This is a genomic window from Enhygromyxa salina (assembly GCF_002994635.1).
Classification (GTDB): Bacteria; Myxococcota_A; Polyangia; order Nannocystales; family Nannocystaceae; genus Plesiocystis; species Plesiocystis salina_B.
Window position 1 is genome coordinate 36,363 of sequence record NZ_PVNL01000118.1, and the last position, 16,200, is coordinate 52,562.

The window sequence follows — 16,200 nt, forward strand, 5'->3', positions numbered from 1 at the left end:
CCTGGACACGGGTTCGCTGACTGGGATCAGCGGCGTCAACCCATCAACCGGTGAGCGTCCGCGGCAGACTCGGCCCATGCGCGAGCAGCCGCGCGTGGGCTACGGCTCGCGGGAGCCCGCTGTCCGCGATCAGCTTGGCGATCGTCTGCCAACCCGCGAAGTAGGTCAGCGGCTGGGTCGGCACCCGAATCGAGCGAAGCAGCTCGCGCCCGGTGTCCGCGGGATCGAGGCCGACGTCCTCGACGAGGATCTGGGCCGCGCGCTCGCGCGTCATGCCCTGACAGTGGAGGCCCACGTCGATCCAGGCGCGAGCGCAGCGGATCGCGTGGAAGTTGGCGACCGCGACGGCCTGCTGCGGCTCGTGAAAGCCGGCGTCGAGCATGAGGTCCTCCGCGTAGACGGCCCACCCTTCGATCGCAGGCATCGCGCCCCAGTCCTGGCGCTCGGCGGCCAAGACATCGGCGATCGAGACGAAGCTCGGCGCGACCCCGGCGGCGCGAAACTCCCGCTGCCACAGCATGCTCTGGAGGTAGTGACCTGGCACCCCCTCGTGGACGGCGAGCGGCGCGACCCAGGCCTTGCGGTGGCGCTGAGCGTCGTCGAGGACCGAGAACGACCCACCGCCAGACCCGAACAGCGGCGCCGGGGCGTTGCCCGCGTGGGTGACCGCGGCCATCTCGGGCGGCACGGCGGTCAGGTTGACCTCGAACGCCTCGGGCAGCTCGAACAGGCCCTGCTCGCGCACGAACGCGACGCAGCGGGCGTTGGCCTCGCGGTAGGCGGGCACGACCTCGCCGGGGGCGAGCCGCTCGCTGGTGATCTCCTGGAGCCGTGGCTGGGCCGCCGCGAAGCTCGACGCACCGAGCAGCTCCGCGATCATGCGCTGCTGGGTTCGCAGCGAGCGCTCGGCGAGCTCGGCGAGGGCCGCGGGCGAGTGGAGCAGGCCCATGTTGGCCACGCGCCAGGCATACTCCGCCTCACCGAGCCGCCAGCGATCCGGGCCCAGCGTTCGCGCGGCCGGGATCAGCTCGTCCTCGACCAACGCCGCGAGCTCCCGCCACGGGCTCTCGGCGTCGACGGAGTCGGCGATCGCGGGCAGCTCGTGACCACCGAAATGCTGGAGGACTTCGATGGGCGCGACGTGGCCCCGCTCGAGGCCCTCACGCAGCAGGGCGACGTGCTCGCGCACGTAACCTTCGGGCTCGCGCATGTCGCCGATCCGCGGGAGCAAGATCCGCTCGAGCTCGGCGTGCTCGTCACCCCGCTCATGGCGGCGGACGGCGAGCCGGGCGAGCCGACGCAGCGCCGGGCTGACCTCGTCGTCCCCCGCGTTACACAGCCCACGATAGAAGTCGATCTGCTCGCCGAGCCGGGCGAGCGACTTGCGGCCCTCGGCCTCGAGCCCGAGCATCCGGGCCTCCTCGGGCTCGAACTCGAGGTGCGTGAGCCAGGCTTGTCCGGGGTTCATCGCGCGACCTCCCCTGCCGCCTCGCGCCAGTCGGGCTCGCGCGGGTCGGGCTCGCGCCAGTCGAGGATCTCGCCGAGCGAGTGCCCGTGGAGCATGGAGAGGGAGATCCGATGCGCGAGGTAGCGCAGCGGCGGGACTCGGTTGATCCAGGGGGGGACGGACATGGCGTTGGAGACGGCGCCCATGCATGCCTGCCACTCGCTGTCGCTCGGGTTCGAGTGACACGAGCAGCGACCGCGAGCGTGAACGCCAAACCAGTGAAGGGCCTGGCGGGCGCGCTCACGCAGCAGCATGGGGTTGCGGCGATGAGAGTAGTCGTCGGCGGTGCCCGCGTGGGCGGTGACCGAGACCGAGATGTCGAGGGTGCGGAACTCGTGCCACAGGCGCCGGGGAAACACGAGCACCTCGCCCGGCTCGAGCACGGTCATGTAGGGCACGGCGTCGGCGAACCGGGGGAACCGGTCATAGTCGACGTCACGCAGGTCGATCTTGCTGTAGCAGGTGGTGAAGTCGAAGTAGTCGCTCTCGTAGAGCTTGTCGGACTGGTCGGCGGGGAACAGGATCGCCCGCTTGCGCCCGACGATCTGGGCGAAGTAGACGATACCGACCGAGTCGTAGTGCAGCGGCGTCTCGGCCTTCGGCGGGCCGATCCAGAACGCAGGCTGACCGACCTGGTAGCCCTCGGCCACGAACCGCGAGAAGTCGGTGTCTTCGCGCAGACGCGGGGTCATGCCCCGGTTGTGACTGATGTAGGGCGCCGTATGAAGCACGGCGTCGAGCAGCTCGACGTTGACCCGGCCCTCGAGCCAGTCGAGGTAGGCGGCGAGACCGACGGTGCCGAACAGGCGAAAATTGTAGCGATTGCCCCGAACGGGGACCTGCACGTCGCCTGCGACCTCGCGCAGGTAGGCGAGGTCTCGCCACCGCTGCATCGCGGGCCAGTCCCCGATCATGTCGGTCAGGACCACGGGGATCCCTCGGCCGACGTACTCGGCCTCGAGGGTCGCGGCGTCGATCTTGGCGACGCGGGGCAGCGCGCGCGTGTTGCTTGGCGTGTAGTCCATGGCTCAGATCCGACGGGCGGGAGACTCCCAGTCGTTGCGCTCGACGGCGCGGCCGCTGAGGTGGTCGGCGCAGGCCTTGGCGAACTCGGCCCGCCCGTCGAAGTAGCCCTCGACGTCGCCGGCCATGCACTCGGGGTTGAAGAAGTAGCACGTCGACGTTCGGCTGCCGTCGCCTGCGTGATCGGGGCTGGGGTTCTCGACGCGGTGCCAGCTCGGGGGGACGCGGCCGTCGGTCCAGCGCGTCATCTGCTCGCCAGCGAACACGACCACGCTGTCGGGATCGGGGTAGACGTCGAGCCACTCGTTGCTCGCGCTGAGGGTCTGGAGCCCGTTGGGCGCCTCGGCGCAGCGAATGATCGAGACGGCGCTGTAGTCGTGATGGCCGGCGAGGCGGTACTCGCCCGCGCTGTCGTCGGGCGCCGGCCGGGGAAACCGAAACAGCTTGAGGAACGAGGCGCTGGCGTTGACCTGCTCGCTGAAGTGATGCTCGGGCCTGCCGAGGGCGATGGCGAACGCGCGCAGGAGCACGTGGGACAGCGCTTCGGCCTGGAGGTTGTAGGCCGCCACCGTCGCCTCGAACGCGGCCGGCTGTGACGGCCAGGGGTTGCGCGCGGGATCACGATGGGCCAGGAACACCTCGTTGCGCGAGACCTTGGACGCCGGCATCCCGAGCAGCACGGGGCTCGGGAGGTAGCCCAGCCCGGTCCGTGCGAGCTGCTCGAGCTTGTGTTCGAGCGGCGTGAGGAAGTAGCGGTGGGCGACCAGCTCGGTCTCCTTGGCCAGGCCCTCGCTCATGCCGTGGTCGCGCACGCACACGTAGCGCTGCGCCTCGTAGATCCGCAGGAGCTCGTCGGCGAGTCGCTTTTTTTGGCGGTCGTCGCCGTCGAACAGGGGAGCGAGAGAGATGGCAGGCTGACGACTCATGGGTTTTTGCGTGGCGCTGGACGTGGGGGCCGTGTTGCGGGCGGCGCTGGCGGAAGACCAACGGAACCGGCGCGTCCAGGTCTGCCTGTCGATGCTCTCGCCTCGCAGCGCGGCGTCACAGGCCTGGCAGTACTTGACGCGACCCGCGAGGTAGAGCTCGACGCTCTCGAGCATGGGCTCGGGGTTGTAGAAGTAGCACGACGACAGCCGCGAGCGCGGTCCGTCGTAGTCGGCCTGGTGCTCGACGATCTGGTGCCAGCTCGGGCTCACCCGCCCCTCGGTCCAGTTGGCGAGCTGCTCCCCGAACAGCGCCACGAGGGCCTCCGGGGGCGCCCAGGCCTCGACCCACTCATTGCCGCGACGAACCTGCAGGCCGTTCGCGCTCGCGGGGTTCTTGAGCAGGGAGACGGCCGCGTTGTCGAAGTGCGGGGCCAGGCGGTACTCGCCGACGCGGGTGTCGGGCGCGGGCGTGGCCCAGTTGATGAACTTCAAGAACGAGATGTTGGGCGCGTCGTCGGACTCCGTGACCCGCTCGACGGGGATCCCGACGCCGAGGGCCATGATCCGCGCGAGCAACCGACACAGCTGCTCGGCCTTGCGATTGTAGGCCGAGACGACGGCGCGAAAGTCCGCGGGCTCAGTCGGCCACGGGTTCTTGCTGGGATCGAGATGGAGGATGAACTGCTCGTGCGGGGAGTTTGGATTGTTCGCAACGGGCAGGTCGAGGGAGTCGGGGCTGGGCAGATAGCCGAGCCCGGTGCGGGCGAGGTGCTCGAGCTTGCGCTCGAGCGGCGCCGCAAAGAACGGGGCCGCGATCTCGGGAACTCGCGTGAAGAGCTCGTCTGGAATGCCGTGGTCGACGATGACCAGGTAGCGCTGCTGCTCGTAGAGCGCAGCTGCTCGGGCCGCGAGCTCGCGCTGCTCGTCGGGCGCGGCCGCGAGGAATTCGGCGATTGATATGGACTGCGTGGTCTTCATTGCGCAACGTCTGATCCGGTCGGGAGATCGTAGCCCCCTCGGGGCGCGTGTCCGGCGAGGATGTCCGCGCAGCTGGTGCAGGCCTCGCGCCGGGCCACGTGGGTGCCGGCGAGACCCGTGAAGTCCCGAGCCGACTCGAAGGGCTGAGCGAAGTAGCGCTCGAGCGTGGGCAGGATCCCGCTGGCCTCGGGGTTTGTCGCCGCGGCGTGGATTTGAGCGATGAGCTCGCGCTGCCCAGCTTCGACGCGGGCCAGCGCGTCGTCGCTCGCCCGCGTCGCGGCGCAGTCGATCGCTGGATAGCAGCCCCGCTGGGCCAGGGCAGGGTTGAACACGAAGCGGCTGCCACGATCGCTGGGCACCAGCGCGGTCGCGCCTGGATCCCCAGCGGCTTCGCTCACGAGCCACACCGATCGGACGCCGCCGTTGACGTCGGGCGGGAAGCTTGGCTGCGCGTGGAGATGGGCCGGGATCGTGGCCGCGTAGCTGGGAATGATCGGAAACACCACCGTGAGGCGCTGGCCGGTGGGTGCCACCCGGAGGTGGAGCTCCTCGATGAACTTCATGCGCCCGGAGTCGTGGAGACCGAACACCCACACGATCCCGCCGTCGACGAGCGGCGCGAGCACGTCGATGACCTTGACGCCGGTGTCGATCAGCGCGGGATCTCGGCCCGTGGACTCCATGAATTGTGCCGCGATGGCGCTTGCGATCGCGCCGAGGCGCTCGGGCGCGATCGCTACGGGTGGCCCGTCGTCGGCGACCAAGTCTGTGTTGGCGACCAGCCCGTGCGCTGGGCTGGATGCGATCGCCACGACCTCACCACCAACTCCGCGATGGACGACGCTCAGGCGCTGGCCGTCCGGACCGCGCAGCCCCGCGAACACCCGCGCAGGCTCGGGCTCGAGCCACGCGAGCCGAAACAACGCTGCGTTCGTCCCGATCCCATGGGCCCCCCCACGGGCGATCACACGGGCGATGACTCGACGGGGCGCAGACATGGCCAAAGCACGCTAGCACGAGCGCGCAGCCACGGGGACACCCGCCCACGTGAGCCTGCCCGAGCGCGACGGTCTCGCTTGCGGCGCCGTGGAAATCAATGATAGCCCGTTGTCTGACCGATGTACGCCTTGTTGCTCGCGTCCGCCGTCATCCCTTCGGCCCTGCTCCTGGCGCTGTTCTACTTCCGCGACGCGTTCCCCGAGCCTCCGCGCGTGGTGCTGACGACCTTCGTGCTGGGTGTCGTCGCCGTCGCGCCGATCCTGGGCTACATCGAGCTCCACCATCACTTGTTTCAGGCCATCGAGTTCGGACCCCACCTTCACGGCCTGTACCGCGCCTTCACCCTCGCGGCCGTGCCCGAGGAGCTGTGCAAGTTCGCGATCTTGATGCTCTACGTCCGGCCGCACAGCGCCTTCGACGAGCCAATGGATGGCCTGGTGTACGGCGCCTCGGCCTCGCTCGGCTTTGCGACCCTCGAGAACTTGATCTACGTCGACGTCGGTGGCTGGACCACGGCGATCGCCCGGGCCACGACGGCGGTCCCGCTCCACGCGATGCTCGGCGCGATCATGGGGGACTACATCGCCCGGTCGCGGTTTGCCCCCGAGCAGCGCACGTCGCTGCTGGTCCGCGCCCTGGTCTACCCGCTGATCCTGCACGGCATGTACAACGCTCCGCTGCTCGTGCTCGAAGCCACCCCCGAGGCCGTCCCCGCGATGGAGACACAGGTCTACATTGCGTTTGTGTACATGATCCTGGGTTCGATCACGATCCAGGTCATCTGGGTCAACTACCGGCTTCGCAAGCTACAGCGCGAGCAGGCCGAGGTCGTCGCTTCGCTCGAAGTGACCGATGGCCCGGCCGCGCAGTCGGGTGGCGCAAACATACGTTGACTCGACATTTTTGGGTCTGCTAACGTCTGACGCGGATATGACGATGGCAAGTACACAAGTCAACCGTAACGCGCTCCTCGTGGGTGCTGCTGTCTGTGCGGGCTCGCTGATTGGCTGCGACGCCCCCGAGAGCGGCTCGCTGGAGAACGCGAAGAACCGCAAGGCCGAGGCGCTCGACTACAGCAAGCTCGACTATCAAAAGATCGACTACAACAAGATCGATTATCAAAAGATCGACTACAGCAGGCTCGATCCTGCCAAGCTCGATCCTGCGGTGGTCGGCAAGCTGTCCGAGGCGGAGCTGTCCAAGCTCGCGAGCAAGAACATCGGGCTCGTGCCCAGCGAGAACGTGAGCAACGAGGTGACCCGGCGCCTGAACAATCGCCGCGTCGCGGCCGAGAAGGCCGGCGACAAGGAGCTCCTCGTCAACATCGATCGCGTGCTCGAGGCCATCAAGCTGAGCACGACGATGATCGGCGAAGAGAAGCTGTGCTGGTGAGCCGACGCCTGGTCACGACGCGCGCACGGTCACGAGCCGCGTGGCCATCATCCACACGCCGTTGACGAGCAACAGCGCCCGCGCGTAGTAGCGGTGCGCGATGTCTGGGAGACCGTCGAGCGACAGCTCGATCGTCTCGGTGTGCGTCGCTCCTGGATGCAGCTCGAAGCTGAACGGAGGCGGCGCTGCGACGCCGTGGCCCTTGCGGTCGAACAGCAGCGCGCCAGCGACCGCGAAGTGATGCGCCAGCGCGCTGTTGTCGAGCACCAGCGTCGCCGTGATGGTCTGGCCGGGGGCGATGCTGGTCGGCATGGTGACGGACAGCTCGGGCATCGGCATGGTCGGCATGACCGGCCGATCGAGGATCAGCGCGCAGGCGACACACTCCCACTGTCGCCGGCGCAGCGCCGGGCCCGAGTCGTACTCCCGACGCAGCGTCGGGCTGACGCCGCAGTGCGGGCAGGCGTCGGCGATCGTCGACCCCGCGTAGTTGGTTCCCTTCCACAAGCTGTTCGGCCACAGCCCCTTCGGCGCCAGCGTCAGCGCGTGGGCGAGGGCGCCCGCGTGGGCCCGGAGCCACAGGTCGCGGGCCGACGGAACACAGGCAAGGATCTCGCGGGGCTCCATCGTCAGGGCCCGGCCCTCGACCTGGCTGCACAGCTGCTCGACGCGCTCGAGGTTGGCGGCAGCAGCGAGCAGGGGCTCGACGCCGGGGCTCAACGCCTCGGTCCACGCGCGCACCCGCAACGGTGTCAGGACCGCCGCCTCGAGCAGACCTGCGGGGAGCCGCGGCGCGGGTACGGTGAGGATATCGAGGGTCGCCAGGTCGTCCCCGCCCGCCGGCCGCTCGAGGGCGACCCACAGCTCCGGCGGATCGCTGGTCAACAGATGGAGGGTGTGCAGATCGAGGCCGGGGTCGGCATGGCGGACGAAGGTCGTCGCGGCGTGGGCCCCCTGGATCCCGAGCGGGACCCGAACAAACGGACGATCAACCGGGACGCGGGCGCGAATGTGTTGAGACATGGGCCCCTGCTGACGGGCCAGTTCCACAGGCTCGGCGGCCCACCCCGGCCAGCGCCCCGGGCCGACCGGGAGCTCGGGATCTCCAAGCAGAAAGTAGGGGAATTCGGCGACAGCCTGAGGTCGAGCCCGGTTCAGGCGCGACACGGCCTCGCCGAGGTTGGCCGAGCTGTGCAGGACCGCGAACACTTCCACGTGGGACAGCGGGGTCGCAATGGTCACGTAGTCGCCACACACGACCCCGCTCGGCGCACCGCTGAGGGCGAGGATCGCCAGCGAGGGGATGCCCTGCTCCCAGTCCGGTGATGACCAGCCCCCGGCCGCGCACGAGTCGAGGACCATCAGCGGCGTGTCGTAGCTGCGCGGGTCGATCCGCGGGAACGCCCGCAGGTCGACGTCGTAGCTGCCGTCGCGTGGGCTCGCGCAGCTGAGGCCGTCGAGGCAGCGCTCGATCGGGGCCTCGGGCGCGACCGACAGCGGACGGGCGCCGCACAGATGGCCCTCGAGGCCGCAGTAGAACCGCCCGTGCCCGCGAAAGTAGAGCAGGCTCGCGGCTCGTCGAGCGAGCACCCGCGCGGTCGCGCTTCGCAGGTGGCGATGATCGATGACCCGCAGCCCGCCGCCGGAGTCTTCACCAGCTGGTTCGCCAGCGTCGGCGTCCAGCGTCGCGAGGCGACAGTCGAGGGCCTCGGCCGTGGCCGCCGCGAACATCACAGCAGGCGCCTCGGCGTAGGCCGCGATGATCTGATGCTGGACCAGCGACTTGGCCACGACCACGCTCAGGCGGGTGGGGTCGCTGGCCGCGAGGATCCCCCAGGGCAGCCCGGCCAGCGCTCGCTCGTGGGTGCGGGCGAACCCCAGCGCGCGCCCGAGCCAGCTCGGATCCAGACCCGCGCCCGACCACAGCGGCAGCACCAAGGTCAGGCTCTCGAGCTCGCCTCGGCCCAGCAACGCCTCGAGCTGAGCGACCCAGTCCGCGGGGTCGAGCAGCGCGAGCTCCCGCTGGGTCGCCGCCGCGAGGCAGCCGGCGATCACCCGGCAGCTGGGCTCGTCGAGCGCCACGCACAGCCGACCCGGCGACGGGGGCAGCGCGGACGGAGCTTCGCCCGAGTTCTGTGGTTCCCACTGCGACGCGTCGACCAGCTGGGGTCCTGGCCCCACCGCAGGCCCAAACCCGCGAGCGAGCGGCGGGCGACCGAGCACGGGCGCCTCGCCCTGCCCGCGCGAGCAGCTGGCCGCGACCCGGGCGTAGGTCTCGAGGCTGTCGCAGCAGATCAACCGAATCGCGGGAGCATCGAGCGACTCAGGCATTCGCGCCCCCTCGCGCGTGAATATTAGGCCACCCGTCGAGCAGCGGGTCCCCGGTCCGGGCGGCGTAGAGATCGTGCCAGCGGTACGACTCGCCGCGCAGCGCCTCGAAGGCCGCGCGCGCGTCCGCGGCCGGGACCGCGTCCGCGAGCAGCTGCGCGGTCAAGGGGCCCGAGGAGCAGCGGGTGAACGTCCAGCTCGGGAGCGCTTCGTCAGCGACGAGGTGGGGCTGGCGGAGCAGGTGAAAGCTGTCGTAGCCGAGCCGCTCGAGATCGGTGATGGGATCGGCCTCGTAGAAGTCGACCTCCAGCGCGATGACGGCGGCTTGCTGCTCGCAGCGGGTCAACGCGCGCAGCAGCCGGTCCTCCGCGCCCTCGACGTCGATCTTCATGAACACGGGCGCGCCGTACTCGGTGATGAGCTCGTCGAGCGGCACGGTGTCGAGCTCGAGGATCTCGTAGCTGTCGCCGCGGGTGCCGATCGGCTCGACGAACGAGCTCCACCCGTCGTTCTCGTTGACGAAGAACCGCACGGACTCGCGGCGGTCGGACACACACGCGTGGAGCAGCCGCAGCGAGCCATCCGCGAGGGCGTGTGGAAACCGAGCCAGACAGGCGTTGTAGAGCGCCGGGTTGGCCTCGATCGCAACGACCTGGAAGCCCTTGGCGAGATAGTAAGCTGTGTCGTCTCCGCGGTGACAGCCGACGTCGAAGATCAAATTTGCAGCGCGCACGCCCTCTCCTCGCGCTGCGATCCCGAGCGCGCCCGCATACTACACGGGCGCGCCAGCGCGAGTCGAAACCCGGCTATGATGGCGTCGATGCTCGCTCGTCATCTCTCCGCCGCTGGGTCGATCGCCGGATCGCTCGAGACGCGCCCCGCGAGGCTCCGCGCGGACGTCGAGACCCTCGCCGTGCCCCGCCACATCTGGGCCCAGCCCGACGCCAACGCCGAGATCCGCGACGCCCTCGCCGAGCGGCTGCGCGCGCTCGGCTATGAGGTGATCGAGCAAGGCGAGCTGCGCAACCTGCTCGCGCTCCCCCGTCGTCACGCCGACAGCTCGGGGCCGATCGTGTTGCCTGCGGTCGCGGCCCACTACGACAGCGTCGCGGCGACGCCGGGCGCCGACGACAACGCCAGCGCCCTCGCGGTGTTGCTCGAGGTCGCGGCAGCCAGCGCCGCGGCTGGCCACCCGCTCGCGTTGATCGCGTTCAACGGCGAGGAAGAACAGATGCTCGGCAGCGCCGAGTTTGTCGCCGCGCTCCCCGAGCTCGGCGAGCGCTACGCGTTCACGCTGAACGAGGTCCACGTGCTCGAGATGCTCGGGTATACGAGCGCCACCCAGCAGCTTCCCGAGGCCGCGGCGCAGCTGCTCGCGGCGCTCGGCGTGACGGCGCCGACGCGGGGGGACTTCGTGCTGCTCGCCGCCAACCCGGACAGCGCCGCGCTGCTCGGGGACATCCTCGCGGCCGCCGAGGCCCCGACAGCGGGCAGCGCTGCGCAGCCCCGTCCGCGGCCCGCCACCCTCGGCCTCGCGATCCCGCCGGGCGGGGAGGCCCAGCTGCCCGACATCGTTCGCAGCGACCACGCTCCGTTCTGGCGGGCGGGCTACGTCGCGATGATGTGGACCGACACCGCCGAGCTGCGCAACCCCAACTACCACGCGCCGAGCGACACCCCGGACACCCTGGACTACGAGTTCATGGCCCGCGTGTGCGAGCTCCTGCTCACGGCGCTGTGGCGTCGCCTGTGATCGATCACCAGCGCTCGAAGATATAGTTGCCGACCCCCGCGCCGTGCTCGCGACCGCCGACGTGGCGAAAGCCCGCGTTGGCGAGCAGCCGGAACATGGCGGGCCTGTGCTCGAGCTGAAGCTCGATCAACAGGTGGCGCAGGGTCTCGCTGGCCAGGGTCTCGCGCGCGCCCGCGAGGACCTCGGGCTCGTGGCCGTCGACATCGATCTTGATGTGCGTGGGCGGACAGAGCATGGGCTCGGCGCGGAGGCTGTCGAGGCTGCGACGGACGCAGGCTGTCCTCGCCCGGCCGGTCGCGCCGCCCTCGTCGAGCGCTCGGGGCGAGGCGGCTCCGTGCACGAAGTCGCGGTAGTGATAGGCCGCGAGGCCGCTGTCTTCGGCCAGCGCGACCGGCAGCGCGAGGACCGTGTCTGCACCGTTGAGGGCGAGGTTCTCGACCAGCCGCGCAAAGTTGAGCGGCTCCGGCTCGAACGCGACGACCTGCCTGGGCTGACGCAGCCACGCATGAAGGGCGATGATCCCGATGTTTGCCCCGACATCGTAGACGACGCTCTCGGCGTCGACGCTGGTTTGGAGCCAGCTGATGGTCTCGGGCTCGAGCGCGGCGGTCATGGTCGCGCGCCACAGCTCGACCGCGTTTTGGATCCGGACGCGGAGCGGACCCACGGACACCGCTTCGTCGAGGCGCAGGGCTGGCGCCTCGACGCCCTGCTGATCCGCGTAGCCGAGGCTGGTGTCGAACACCAGCTCGAGCGCGGCGCGGTGGCCCCCGAGGGCCGCGAGACCGTCACGGTTCCAGGCGAGGGCGCGGAGCTCGGCGAGACCGAGCTCGCCAGTCTCGACCAGCCGCCGCAGCACCCCCTCATGCAGGCTCGTGAGCACACCAAACGCGTGTCGCTGCGTGGGGGTCATGGGGGTGTCGCTGGCCACCGCGGCGACCAGCGCAGCCGCCACGCGCTCCTTCGCCGCCTGATCGACGTCACTGTCACTGTCACCCATGGCCGCGAATGTAGACGATGACGCGCGCGCTCGCTCGGGCCGAGCGCTCAGAGCCGCCGCAGGGCCCCGCGCCCGCCACCGTCTGGCAGCGAGATGGTGGCCTCACACGCACACGCGACGAAGTCGAGCTCCAGGGTGCCGCTGACGCGCAACGTCGCGCCCTCGATCGTCTGCTGACGGCTGTGATCGTCGAGCGCCACGGCGAGCAGCGTTCCCCCGCGAGTGTTGGGAAACCGCAGGTGCATGGTGCCCCCGCTGAGCGCCTCGGCCACGCGCTCGGGGCTGCGCTCGGCGAACAATTCGAGCTCGACGTCCTGCTCGACGCACAGCCGCGTGACGAGGTCGGGGCCCGGATCGGGCTCGGGCTCGGGCTCGGGCGCGGGCTCGGGTGCGGCGGCCATGAACTCGCGCAGGCTCCGAGGCCGCATGTCCGTCCACAGCTCCTCGATGCGGGCGAGACAGGCAGCTTTGGTGTCGGGCCCGGCAACGACGCTCCACCCTGCAGGAGGCTGCTCGTTGGGCCAGATCGAGTACTGCTCCTCGTGGTTCACGACCACAAAATAGGACTCAGCCGTGGACATCGACGGCAACCATCGCACGGGGCACGGCGAGGCTCAACCGAGTTTCGGCCTCACTTGGCGAGGGCCGCGAGGGCGGTCTCCCGCCACTGCTCGTGCTCGAGGTACCAGCGGATCGTCTGCTCGAGCCCGCGGTCGAGCGTGGTGGCTCGCCGCCACCCGAGCTCGCGCTCGGCGAGGGTGGTGTCGAGCGAGTAGCGAAAGTCGTGGCCGCGGCGGTCGCTGACGAACTCGATCAGCGCCCGGGAGCTCTCGCGCGGGCGGCCGACGATCACGTCGAGCTGATCGAGCAGCCGGGTGACGAGCTCGAGGTTGCTCTGCTCACAGCGGCCGCCAAAGCAGTAGCTGGATCCTGGACGACCGTTCTGGAACGCCGCCACCAGCCCCGCGCAGTGGTCGTCGACAAACAGCCAGTCACGCACGTTCGCGCCGCGACCGTAGATGGGGATCGGCTCGCGCGCGAGCGCCCGCGTGATCACGACGGGGATCAGCTTGTCGGGGAATTGCCGAGGCCCATAGTTGTTGGAGCTGAGCGTGATGATGTAGGGCAGCCCGTAGCAGCGCCCCCACGCGCGGACCAGATGGTCGGCGCCGGCCTTGACGGCGGCGTAAGGGTTGTTGGGTGCGTACGCGCTGCGCTCGTCGAAGCTGCCGGTCTCGCCGAGTTCGCCGAACACCTCGTCCGTCGACACCTGATGGAACAGCACGTCCTCGCGGGTTCCCCAGGCCCGCCGCGCGACCTCGAGCAAGACCGCGGTTCCGAGCACGTTGGTACGAACGAAGCTCAGCGGCTGCTCGAGCGAGCGATCGACGTGGCTCTCGGCGGCGAGGTGGATCACGGCGGACGGCGAGTGCTCGCTGAACACGGCCTCGACCGCGTCGAGATCGGCGACGTCGCCGTGCACGAACACGTGGTTGGGATCATCGTCGAACGCGGCCAGGTTCGCCCGCAACCCGCAGTAGCTGAGCGCGTCGAAGGACACGAGCTGACGGGTGGGCCACTGGCGACGCAGCCGCCTGACGAGGTTCGAGCCGATAAAGCCGGCGGCACCAGTGACGAGGATCGTCATCGAGGGGGTGATGCCACTTTGTCGCGGTCGGAACAACGCTTGTCTCGCCGCCCCTCCTCTTGGTATGGACCACGTGGAGGGGACGACGGGCTCGAGTGTATGCGCTGCTGCTAACCGCCGCTGTGCTCCCGCCCGCGCTGTTGGTCGGCGCGCTGGCGCGAGCTCTGGCCACTCCGGCCACGCGGACCTCGATCGCGCTGGCCTTTGCGTGTGGGGCGGCCCTGCTGCTGCCGGTCTATGGCCTCCTCGACCTGCACGAGCTCCTCGACGTCGAGCTCGGCACGGACCCCTACCCCAAGGGTCTGTACCGCGGCTTCGTGCTCGCGTCGGCCCCCGAAGAGCTGTGTCGGGTCCTCGCGGTCTGGGCGTTCGCGGCCTGGGCCGCGCGCGAGCAGCCCAGGCCACACGCCAGCGCCAGCGCGGTCGTGTATGGGGCCGCGGTGATGCTCGGCTTCGCGAGCCTCGAGAACTGTGTGTATGTCCACAACCGCGGCTGGGAGGTGCTCTCGGGCCGGATGCTGACGGCGCTGCCGTTCAACGCGGCGCTGGGCGTGATCGCGGGCGCGTGCGTGGGCGAGGCGCTCGCGCGTGGGCGAGGCCTGCTCGACGTGGGGCGACGCCTGATCCTCGCGCTGGGCCTGGTCACCGCGCTGCACGGGGCCTACGACGCGCCGCTGTTGATCCTCTACGAGACCAACCACAAGGCCAGCAGCGGCGAGACCGTCGCGCTCGCCTCGGTTAGCTACGCCGTGTTTGGCCTGACGTTGCTGGCTGCGCTGGCCCTGGTCCGTCGCGCGCGACGGCAGTGCGTGGATCAGCGACGCGGAAGCACGACGAGCGCGTAGTCTCCGTACACGTAGAGCACGCGCATGGTCGTGGCCCGATCGCTGGCAACGACCGCGAAGTTCGCGCGATAGCGGCCGCCGATCACCGCCAGCTCGGCGTCGGTCAGCGCGGCATAGCGGCGCTCGTAGCCGGGGATCGCCGCGCGACCCGGCCCCTCGGGTGGGCCGTAGCAGTCGAACATGCGTGTGCCCCACTCGGCGACGCCGGGATCGTGATCTGGGACGCCATCGAAATCGACGACGATCGCCCGCGTGGCGATGAGTCGGAAGTCACCGAAGGCGGGGGGCGTGAGAATGACGCTGGCCGGCGGGGTGTAGCGGGCGACGTCGCGGGCCAGCATCAAGGCGTCGCGCTGGTAGTCGCTCGAGCGCCAGCGCGGACGGAAGTCGTCGGCGAGCCACGCACTCGACTGATTGACCGCCACCCCGGCGATGCCCCCAGCCAGCGCCAGCGCCAGGCTCCACCCGCGCCAGCTCGCGATCGTGAGCGCGAGGCAGACGAGGCTCAGAACTAGCGTCGGCGCGAGGGCGGGTGGCCCCAAGCCGATCGCGACGGCCACCAGCAAGGCGAGGCTGGCCGCGACCAGCAACCTGGTCTGTCGGCGCTCGAGCCTTGGCGCGAGCCAGGCGACGAGCACGAAGCAGCCCCCGGCGAGCAGCGGCGCCGCCAGGCTCAGGCCCAGCGCGGGCACCCACGCGCGCTCGACCGGATCGCTCGCGAGCCTGGCCAGGTGCCCAGCGGCGACGAGCAGCGCGATCCAGGCCAGCAGCACGCAGCAGCGCAGCGGCGTGAACAGCAACCACGCGCGCCATGCCCAGCGATCCACGAACACGTGGGACAAGAGCACGAGCAGCGCGAGGCCGGCAGCGAGGATCAGGTAGCTCCGCACCAGGTGCCTCTCGGGCGGTGGTTCGGGCCGGCTCGAACGGCGGGCACAGATCAGCGTGACCACGACCAGGCTCAGCAACGTCGCCCACGTCGTCCAGTCGGCGAACACGTGACTGGGGCTGTAGCGGCCGGGATCTCGTTGCAAGGCCGCGAGCGCGACGAAGGTCTCGTCGGCCAGCGAGCGCGGGTGCGTGAAGATCGGCGCGACGACCAGCGCCACGCTCGGCGCCACCAAGGTCGCCGTCACCCCGCTCGAGCGCAGCGCAGCCCCGATGTCGGCGCCCTGCCGCCGAACGAGGAGCATGCTCACGAGCAGCGCCGCGCTCGGGACCGCAAGGCCGGGTGCGAGCAACACCGCGAGGCTCGCCGGAATCCCCGCCGCCACGCCCCGCCGCCAGGCTTGGCCGTCGTCGAACGCCAGCAGTCCAAAGTACAGCGACGCGGCGAGCAGCGGGAGCGCGAGTCCCTCGGGGGTGAGCGCCGTGGCAGCGCAGATCGACGGGCCCCCGATCGCGGGGATGGGCGCGCAGCAGACCAACGCCGCGGCGATCCGCGGGGCCCATGGTGCGTCGGGAACCAGCGCGCGCGCGCTCGCGTAGCTGACCAGCGCGAGCCCGACGTTGGCGAGCGCCGTCAAGCCGAGATACAGGCGGTCGTAGGGGATCACCCGGGCGAGCATGCCCAGCAGCGTGATCAGGGGCGTGCGCGGCCCAAACACGGAGCCCGCCCAGGTGTAGAAGTCCCCGGCCAGGAACTGTGGATCGGCGGCGCGCATGACCGGGGCGAGCAGCTGCAGGGTCCCGGGCTCGAGGAACTGATAGCGCCACGCCGTCGCGAACAGCCCGCACGCGACAGCCACGAGCAGGCCTCCCGCCGCCCACGAGCTGGGTTTTGACGCCGTCATCTGCGAGC

At 70.2% G+C, this 16,200-nt stretch carries 14 protein-coding genes; 4 read left to right on the plus strand and 10 right to left on the minus strand.

Annotated features, from left to right (window positions below; all coding sequences use genetic code 11):
- Positions 1 to 43 precede the first annotated feature (43 nt).
- From ENSA7_RS29930 to ENSA7_RS29945, 4 genes are read right to left on the minus strand one after another with little or no spacing between them, the layout of a single operon-like run.
- On the minus strand, positions 44 to 1,468 hold the full coding sequence (locus ENSA7_RS29930; RefSeq protein ID WP_181234250.1) for a DUF885 family protein: 1,425 nt from the start codon (positions 1,466 to 1,468) through the stop codon (positions 44 to 46).
- On the minus strand, positions 1,465 to 2,532 hold the full coding sequence (locus ENSA7_RS29935) for a cupin-like domain-containing protein (protein ID WP_106092801.1): 1,068 nt from the start codon (positions 2,530 to 2,532) through the stop codon (positions 1,465 to 1,467). Before ENSA7_RS29935 ends, ENSA7_RS29930 begins: the two co-directional genes overlap by 4 nt.
- Before the next feature lie 3 nt (positions 2,533 to 2,535).
- Positions 2,536 to 4,434 carry a 2OG-Fe(II) oxygenase family protein gene (locus tag ENSA7_RS29940; protein WP_106092802.1) on the minus strand — a complete coding sequence of 633 codons (1,899 nt, stop codon included), beginning with the start codon at positions 4,432 to 4,434 and terminating at the stop codon, positions 2,536 to 2,538.
- Positions 4,431 to 5,432 carry a hypothetical protein gene (locus tag ENSA7_RS29945; protein ID WP_146158278.1) on the minus strand — a complete coding sequence of 334 codons (1,002 nt, stop codon included), beginning with the start codon at positions 5,430 to 5,432 and terminating at the stop codon, positions 4,431 to 4,433. The genes ENSA7_RS29940 and ENSA7_RS29945 overlap by 4 nt, the downstream gene beginning before the upstream one ends.
- 120 nt (positions 5,433 to 5,552) lie before the next feature.
- Between ENSA7_RS29945 and ENSA7_RS29950 the strand changes: the two genes are divergently transcribed.
- Both ENSA7_RS29950 and ENSA7_RS29955 read left to right on the plus strand, forming a co-directional pair.
- Positions 5,553 to 6,326 carry a PrsW family intramembrane metalloprotease gene (locus ENSA7_RS29950; protein ID WP_106092804.1) on the plus strand — a complete coding sequence of 258 codons (774 nt, stop codon included), beginning with the start codon at positions 5,553 to 5,555 and terminating at the stop codon, positions 6,324 to 6,326.
- 79 nt (positions 6,327 to 6,405) lie between these two features.
- On the plus strand, positions 6,406 to 6,825 hold the full coding sequence (locus ENSA7_RS29955; protein ID WP_146158279.1) for a hypothetical protein: 420 nt from the start codon (positions 6,406 to 6,408) through the stop codon (positions 6,823 to 6,825).
- A gap of 12 nt (positions 6,826 to 6,837) precedes the next feature.
- On the opposite strand, the gene ENSA7_RS29960 is transcribed toward ENSA7_RS29955, so the two are convergent.
- Positions 6,838 to 9,156, minus strand: a complete 2,319-nt coding sequence (locus tag ENSA7_RS29960; protein WP_106092806.1) for a hypothetical protein — start codon at positions 9,154 to 9,156, stop codon at positions 6,838 to 6,840.
- Positions 9,149 to 9,886, minus strand: a complete 738-nt coding sequence (locus ENSA7_RS29965) for an FkbM family methyltransferase (protein WP_181234251.1) — start codon at positions 9,884 to 9,886, stop codon at positions 9,149 to 9,151. Before ENSA7_RS29965 ends, ENSA7_RS29960 begins: the two co-directional genes overlap by 8 nt.
- Before the next feature lie 87 nt (positions 9,887 to 9,973).
- On the opposite strand from ENSA7_RS29965, the gene ENSA7_RS29970 reads away from it, so the two are divergent.
- Positions 9,974 to 10,906: a M28 family peptidase gene (locus ENSA7_RS29970; RefSeq protein ID WP_181234252.1), complete on the plus strand. Its 933-nt coding sequence runs from the start codon at positions 9,974 to 9,976 to the stop codon at positions 10,904 to 10,906.
- 4 nt (positions 10,907 to 10,910) lie between these two features.
- Here the strand turns inward: ENSA7_RS29970 and ENSA7_RS29975 are convergent, their stop codons facing one another.
- The 3 genes from ENSA7_RS29975 to rfbB are packed head-to-tail and all read right to left on the minus strand — an operon-like array spanning position 10,911 to position 13,554.
- On the minus strand, positions 10,911 to 11,906 hold the full coding sequence (locus ENSA7_RS29975) for an FkbM family methyltransferase (protein ID WP_106092809.1): 996 nt from the start codon (positions 11,904 to 11,906) through the stop codon (positions 10,911 to 10,913).
- A gap of 47 nt (positions 11,907 to 11,953) precedes the next feature.
- Positions 11,954 to 12,487 carry an MbtH family protein gene (locus ENSA7_RS46365; RefSeq protein ID WP_106092810.1) on the minus strand — a complete coding sequence of 178 codons (534 nt, stop codon included), beginning with the start codon at positions 12,485 to 12,487 and terminating at the stop codon, positions 11,954 to 11,956.
- 50 nt (positions 12,488 to 12,537) lie between these two features.
- Positions 12,538 to 13,554: a dTDP-glucose 4,6-dehydratase gene (gene rfbB / locus ENSA7_RS29985; RefSeq protein ID WP_106092811.1), complete on the minus strand. Its 1,017-nt coding sequence runs from the start codon at positions 13,552 to 13,554 to the stop codon at positions 12,538 to 12,540.
- A 122-nt stretch (positions 13,555 to 13,676) separates the two neighbouring features.
- On the opposite strand from rfbB, the gene ENSA7_RS29990 reads away from it, so the two are divergent.
- Positions 13,677 to 14,399: a PrsW family glutamic-type intramembrane protease gene (locus ENSA7_RS29990; RefSeq protein WP_181234253.1), complete on the plus strand. Its 723-nt coding sequence runs from the start codon at positions 13,677 to 13,679 to the stop codon at positions 14,397 to 14,399.
- On the opposite strand, the gene ENSA7_RS29995 is transcribed toward ENSA7_RS29990, so the two are convergent.
- Positions 14,369 to 16,192, minus strand: coding sequence for a DUF6798 domain-containing protein (locus tag ENSA7_RS29995; protein WP_106092813.1), 1,824 nt, complete (start codon positions 16,190 to 16,192; stop codon positions 14,369 to 14,371). The two genes, ENSA7_RS29990 and ENSA7_RS29995, sit on opposite strands and share 31 nt — an antisense overlap.
- Positions 16,193 to 16,200: the final 8 nt, after the last annotated feature.